The organism is Inquilinus sp. (assembly GCF_057815775.1).
Genome location: NZ_JBYRFX010000905.1, coordinates 1 through 7,261 on the forward strand (window position 1 = coordinate 1; position 7,261 = coordinate 7,261).

General features: G+C 70.1%; 1 protein-coding gene. It reads right to left on the reverse strand.

Annotated features, from left to right (window positions below):
- A partial coding sequence (locus tag AC3XYG_RS32370) for a non-ribosomal peptide synthetase (protein WP_489144003.1) occupies positions 1-7,261 on the reverse strand: 7,261 nt, incomplete at both ends.

Below are 7,261 nucleotides of genomic sequence, written 5' to 3' on the forward strand. Positions count from 1 at the left end.
ATGGGTGGTGACGACCCCCTTGGGGGTGCCGGTGGAGCCGGAGGTGTAGATGACATAGGCGGGGTGGTTGGGCCGTAACGGGGCCGCCCGGTCGGCATCGGTCGGATCGGTGCCGGGTCCGGCGATATCGAGGCGATCGAGCCGGATGACGGGCAGTCCCTCTGTCGGCAGGCCACCGCCGATGGCGATCATCGCCCTGGGGCCGGCGTCGGCGAGCATGAAGCGAAGGCGCTCTGCCGGGTAATCCGGATCGAGCGGCAGATAGGCGGCGCCGGCCTTGAGAATGGCGAGGAGGGCGACGACCAGTTCGATCGAGCGGGGCAGGGCCAGCGCGACGCGATCCTCGGGTCCGATGCCGAGGCCGATCAGGTGATGGGCGAGACGGTTGGCGCGGACGTTGAGGTCGGCATAGCTGAGCGAGACCCCCTCGAACACCAGCGCCGACGCCTCCGGGGTCCTTGCCACCTGGGCTTCGAACAGCTCGGGCAGGGTGGTCTCGGGCATCGGCTGAGCGGTCGAATTCCACTCGATCAGCAGCCGATGACGTTCCTCTGAGGTGAGAAGTTCGATGTCGCCAATGGCCTGCGCAGGCTCCTCCGCCATGGCCTCCAGCACGCGGACGAAGCGGCTGGCCAGGATCTCGATGCTGCTGCGGTCGTGGAGATCGGTGGCGTATTCGAGGACACCCTCGAGGCCTCCGGGTGTCTCGGCGAGGCTGAGGGTGAGGTCGAACTTGGCGATATCGCTGCCGAGGGGCTCGGGGACTGCAACAAGGCCTGGAAGGTCGAGGCTGGGCTGAGCCGTGTTCTGCAGGACCAGCATGACCTGGACCAGCGGGTGATGAGTCTGGGACCGGGTGGGGTTGAGGATCTCGACCAGGCGCTCGAAGGGCAGGTCCTGATGGGCATAGGCTGCGAGGGAGGTGTCGCGGACACGGGCGATGAGATCAGCGACGGAGGGATTGCCGGAGAGGTCGGTGCGTAGGACGAGGGTGTTGACGAAGAAGCCGACGAGATCGTCGAGGGCCTCGTCGGTGCGGCCGGCGATGGGCGAGCCGATGGCGATGTCGTCTCCGGCACCGAGCCTGGAGAGGACCAGGGCGAGGCCGGTCTGCAGCAGCATGAACAGGCTGGTGCCGGAGGCGCGGGCGAGGCCGCGGAGCTTCTGGTGCAGCTCAGAAGGAATAGCGATCGGTAGATGGCCGCCGCGATGAGTGGGTCTGGCAGGCCTGGGGCGGTCGCTGGGCAGGGCGATGCAGTCGGGCAACCCGGCGAGCTGCTGTCGCCAATAGGCGGCCTGTGCAGCGATCAGGCTGTCGGGATCGTGGTCGTCGCCGAGGAGGTCGCGCTGCCAGAGCGTGTAGTCGGCATATTGCACGGGCAGCGGCACGAACTCCGGGGCCGAGCCTTGCAGCCGAGCGGCATAGGCCAAAGTGAGGTCGCGCATCAGCGGCGCGAGAGAGGCACCGTCGGAGGCGACGTGATGCACCAGCAGCAGCAGGACGTGGCTGTGCTCGCCCAGGCGGAACAGGGTCGTGCGAAGCGGAATTTCCTGTTCGATCCGGATGGCATGGCTGGAAGCCTGCCGCAGCAGATCCGGCAAGCGATCCTCGTCCGCGTCGACCCGCTCCAGCGCCGGCCGAGCCCGGGAATCGTCCGCGCCAAGGGTCAATTGCTGAGGGGAACCGTCGGCATCCGGGAACAGCGTGCGCAGGCTCTCGTGGCGGGCGACCAGATCGGCCAGCGCTGCCTCCAGGGCGACGGCGTCCAGCACGCCGTCCAGCCGCAACGCCATGGGGATGTTGTAGGTCGGGCTGGGCCCTTCCAGGCGATGAAGGAACCACAACCTCTGCTGGGCTGGGGACAGAGGAAGATGGTCGGGCCGCGCCTGCGCGGCGAGCGCGATCCGGGCGGTGCCGCCCTGTCCCAGCGTCTCGGCCAGCCTTGCGACGGAGGGGGCTTCGAACAGGGCACGGATGGGGAGTTCGGTGCCGAGGGCGGAGCGGATGCGGCTGACGAGGCGGGTGGCGAGGATGGAGTGGCCGCCGAGGTCGAAGAAGCTGTCGTCGATGGAGACGGCGTCGAGGCCGAGGGTCTCGGCGAACAGGGCGGCGAGGATCTCTTCCTGTGGCGTCCGTGGGGCGCGGCCCGGCCCGGCGGTGAAGTCCGGCGCGGGAAGGGACTTGCGGTCGAGCTTGCCGTTCGGCGTCAGCGGCAGACGGTCCAGCACAACGATCGCCGCCGGGACCATGTGGTCGGGCAGCGTCTCATTGAGAGACCGGCGCAGGGCGGCGGGATCGAGGGCAGAACCGATCTCGGGCACGACATAGCCGACCAACTGCTGGGATCCAACCTGGTCCTGCCGCGGGATCACGGCGGCCTGGGCGACGCCGGCCAGCCGCGTGAGGGCGCTTTCGATCTCGCCGGGCTCGACCCGGAAGCCGCGGATCTTGACCTGGTGGTCGGTGCGGCCGAGGAAGTCGAGAGTGCCATCAGGCCGCCAGCGGGCGAGATCGCCGGTGCGGTACATGCGCTGCCCTGCCGGGCCGAAGGGGCAGGCGACGAAGCGTTCGGCGGTCAGGCCGGGGCGGTTCAGATAGCCGCGCGCCAGCCCGGCGCCGGCGACATAGAGCTCCCCCGGCACGCCGACCGGCACCGGCCGCAGCGACCCGTCCAGCACATAGGCCTGCGTGTTCCAGATGGGACGGCCGATCGATGACGGGTCAGCCGCTTCCGTGTCGATCCGGGCGACCGTGCTCCAGACCGCGTTCTCGGTCGGGCCGTACTCGTTGTAGAACCCGGTGTCCGGGAATTTTCCGGCATAGCGCCGCAACAGATCCTCGGTCCGGCTCTCGCCCGCCAGTACGACGGTCTTGAGAGTCCCCGCCCCGGTGTCATAAGCCTCGGCGATCACCTGGAAGAGCGACGGCACCAGCAGGGTGTGGGTCACGCTTTCCGCGACGATGATCCGCGATATCGCCTGGGGATCGAGGTTGCCGGCAGGCAGCACGAGCGTCCCGCCGTGCAGCAATGTTCCGAAAACGCCGGCAACCGAGCTGTCGAAGCTGATGCTCGAGAGCAGCAGGAACACCGCCGCGCCGTCGCGATGGTAGAAATCCCGCGATGCCGTCGAATTGGCAATCGCGGCATGGCTCACCACCACGCCCTTGGGCGTGCCGGTGGAGCCCGAGGTGTAGATGACATAGGCAGGGTGATGGCCCCGGAGCGGGCGGGTGCGGTCGCGATCGGTCGGATCGGTGTCGGGCCCGCCTGCGAGTTCCTCCGCCATGTCGAGCAGGATCAGGGGCAGGTCACCGGTCGGCAGGCCCTGCTGCAGGACGGCGCCGGTGGTGATCACGGCCCGGGGTTTGGCATCCTCCAGCATGAGCTGTAGCCGATCGGCCGGATAATCCGGATCGAGCGGGAGATAGGCAGCGCCGGCCTTGAGAATGGCGATGAGGGTGACAACGAGTTCGATCGAGCGCGGCAGGGCGAGGGCGACGCGATCCTCGGGCCCGATGCCGCGTGCGATCAGATGGTGGGCGAGCCGGTTGGCGCGGGCGTTGAGCTCGGCATAGCTGAGCGAAAGCCCCTCGAACGCCACGGCGGCGGCCTCGGGCGTCCGTGCCACCTGCTGCTCGAACAGTTGCGGCAACGTGGCGCCGGGCATCGGCCGTGCCGTGTCGTTCCACTCCACCAGCAGGCGGTGGCGCTCCTCGGGCAGCAGCAGGTCGAGGTCGCCGAGGCTTCGGCCGGGATCGGTGGCCATCGCCTCCAGCACCCGGACCAGGCGGCCGGCCAGGGCCGCGATGCCGGCGTGGTCGTAGAGGTCGGGCCGATAGCCGAGCCGGATCTGCAACCGCGGCCCCGGTGCGGCCAGCAGCCCGAGCGGGTAGTGGCTGGCATCGCCGCCGTGATGGCCGGTGGCGGCGAGGCGCAGCCCCGGTGCCAGCTCGGCCGAGGAGATCGCGTCGGTCGGGAAGCTCTCGAACACGATGCTGGTGTCGAACAGCTCGGCATGCCCGGCGATGCGATGCAATTCTGTCAGGCTGATCTGCTGATGCGCCATAAGCCGAGCCTGCTCGTCCTGCAACCGGCTCATGAGTGTAAGCAGCGTCTCGCGCGGATCGAGCTTCAGCCGCAGCGGCAGGGTGTTGATCAGCAGCCCGATCATGCTCTCGACGCCGGGCAGCTCCGGCGGCCGGCCGGCCACGGTGATGCCGAACACGACATCGTCGCGGCCGGTGATCTGGGCCAGCAGCAGCGCCCAGGCGGCCTGGATCGCGGTGTTCAGGGTCAGGCCGCTGCGGCGAAGCTGCCGGCCCAGGGCCTCGGTCTGCGCGAGGGACAGGGCCGTGTCGAACAGTTCGGGGGTGACGGTCGCCAGGGGCCGCTCCGGCGCCACCCGCGTCGGCCCTTCGATGCCGGCGAGATGGTCGCGCCAGGCTTGTTCGGTGGCGGCGCGATCCTGGGCGGCGATCCAGGCCAGGTGGTCACGATACGGCGCCGGCCGCGGCAGGCTCGTGTCGTCCCCGCCGTGCCGGTACAGCCGGAACAGCTCCCCGACCAGCAGGGGCATCGACCAGCCGTCGAGGATCAGATGGTGGTTGGACAGGACCAGCCGGTGCCGGCCGGGCGCCAGGCGGATCAGCAGGACGCGCAGCAGCGGAGGGCGGGCCGGGTCGAACGGCCGCTGGCGGTCCTCGGCCAGCAGCAGCGCGAGGCGCTGGGCCTGCTCGTCGGGCTCGAGATCGGCCAGGTCGGCATCCTGCCAGGGCAGGACGACATCGCGCGGGATGACCTGCACCGGCTCGTCCAGGTCCCGATGCACGAAGGCGGCGCGCAGATTGGGGTGCCGGTGCAGCAGGGTCTCCGCGGCGCGGCGCAGGATGTTGGCATCGAGCGGCCCGTCCAGGTCGAAATGGAGCTGGACGTGATAGGCGTCGACCTGGCCCTGGGCGTACAGGGCCTGGAACAGCAGCCCCTGTTGCAGCGGTGCGAGCGGCAGGATATCGCCGACGGGCGCATAGGCGGCTTCGATCCGCTCGATGCCGGACTGGTCGAGCCGCACCAGCGGGATGTCGGCCGGGGTGAAGCCCCCGGCACCGGCCTGATCCGCATGGATGACGAGAGCCCGCAGGGCCGCGAACCAGCCCTCTGCCAGGGCCTGGATGTCCTCATCCCCGAACAGATGTGCGGCCCAGGACCAATGGGCGACAAGCGCCGGCCCGTCCGCACGATCATGGGTGACGGCGTCGAGGGCGAGGGGGTGGGCGAGCGGCATGTCGGCATCGGCGGCCCGGCCGAGAGCCTCCGGGGCCGGCGACCAGTCGGTGTCGGCCGGCGCGTCGAAGCGGCCGAGATAGTTGAAGGCAATCTGCGGCGCCGGAGCACCGGCGAGGACGGCCCCGGCATCCGGGTTGAGATGGCGCAGCAGGCCGTAGCCGATGCCGTTGCCGGGCAGGCGGCGCAACTGCTCCTTGATCCGCTTGAGGGCTTGGCCAGCCGCGGGTCCGCCGGCCAGCGCCTGATCGAGATCCAGCGCGCCGGGGTCGAGGCGCACGGGAAACAGGCTGGTGAACCAGCCGACCGTGCGGGAGAGATCGGCCTTCGCCATCTCTTCACGGCCATGGCCTTCGAGAGCGATCAGAACATCGGTGCGGCCGGGCTGGCGATGCCGGCGCCAGGCGGCGACGGCCAGCGCGAAGGCGGTCAGCAGCACGTCGTTGACGCGGCCATGGAACAGGGCCGGCACCCGCGTCAGCAGGGGAAGGGTGATGTTGGCCGGCAGGGTCAGGTCGAACGATCTCCGGTGTCCGGCGGTGCCTTGTGCCGGATCGGCGGCGAACTGCGGCTCGCCCGGGGCCAGGATCTCCTGCCACAGCGGCAGCTCGGCCAGCCGGGCCGGGCTGCGCGCCTCCTCGGCCAGGATCTGTGACCAGCGGCGGAACGATGTACCGGAGGGATCGAGAACCGGCAAGCGCCCGGCCGCGGTGGTCTGCCAGGCCGCCTGCAGGTCGGGCACCAGGATGCGCCAGGAAACGCCGTCGATCGCGAGGTGATGGATGACCAGCAGCAGCCGCCCGGGCAGGGCACGGCCGGCATCGAACCACACCGCCTGCACCATCTGCCCGGCCGCGGGATCGAGGCGGCCTTCGGCAGCCCGCGCCTCAGTCTCGATCAGGATATCCCGTGATGTTTGCTCTGGTCCGGACCAGCCGACCCGGCGCAGGCAGCGCGCGGCCTCGACACTGCCGGCCGGCGGGATTTCCAGCCCCGCCCCGGTCAGGCGCAGGCGCAGGGCATGGTGATGGTCGAGCACAGCCTGCAGGGCGTCGGCGAGATGGGCTTCCTGCAGATCGGCCGGCACCTGCAGCAGCATGGCTTGGTTGAACCGGGCGATCGAACCGCCGCGCTCCTGCATCTCGGCGATGATCGGGGTCGCCGGCACAGGACCGGTCGGGGTATCGGGAACGATCGCTGCGCCGGCATCGAGCGGCCGGGCAATGCCCGCCAGGGCGGCGACGGTCTGGTGCTGGAAGACGTCGCGGGGTGTGATGACCAGCCCGGCCTTGCGGATGCGGCTGACCAGCTGGATCGAGCGGATGCTGTCGCCGCCGAGATCGAAGAAGCTGTCGTCGACGGAGAGTGTGTCGAGGCCGAGGATTTCGGTGAAGAGGGCAGCGAGGATTTCTTCCTGCGGTGTGCGGGGTGCACGTCCCGGACCGGCGGTGAAGTCCGGCGCTGGCAGGGCTTTGCGGTCGAGCTTGCCGTTGGGCGTGAGGGGCAGGCGGTCGAGCCGAACGATGGCGGCCGGGACCATGTGGTCGGGCAGGGTCGCAGCCAGGGCGTGGCGCAGGGCGGCGGGGTCGAGGGCCGCCCCAGCCGCGGGCACGGCATAACCGATGATCTGCTTCAGGCCGGCTTTGTCTTCGCGAGCGATGATGGCGGCCTGAGCGACGCCAGGCAGGCAGGCGAGAGCGGTTTCGATCTCGGCGGGCTCGATGCGGAAGCCGCGGATCTTGACCTGGTGGTCGGTGCGGCCGATGAAGTCGAGGGCGCCGTCGGTGCGCCACTTCCCGAGATCGCCGGTGCGGTACATGCGCTGGCCCGGGGGGCCGAAGGGGCAGGCGACGAAGCGCTCGGCGGTGAGGCCTGGGCGGTTGAGATAGCCGCGCGCCAGGCCTAAGCCGGCGACATAGAGTTCGCCGGGCACGCCGACCGGCACCGGCCGCAGCGCCTCGTCCAGCACATAGACCTGC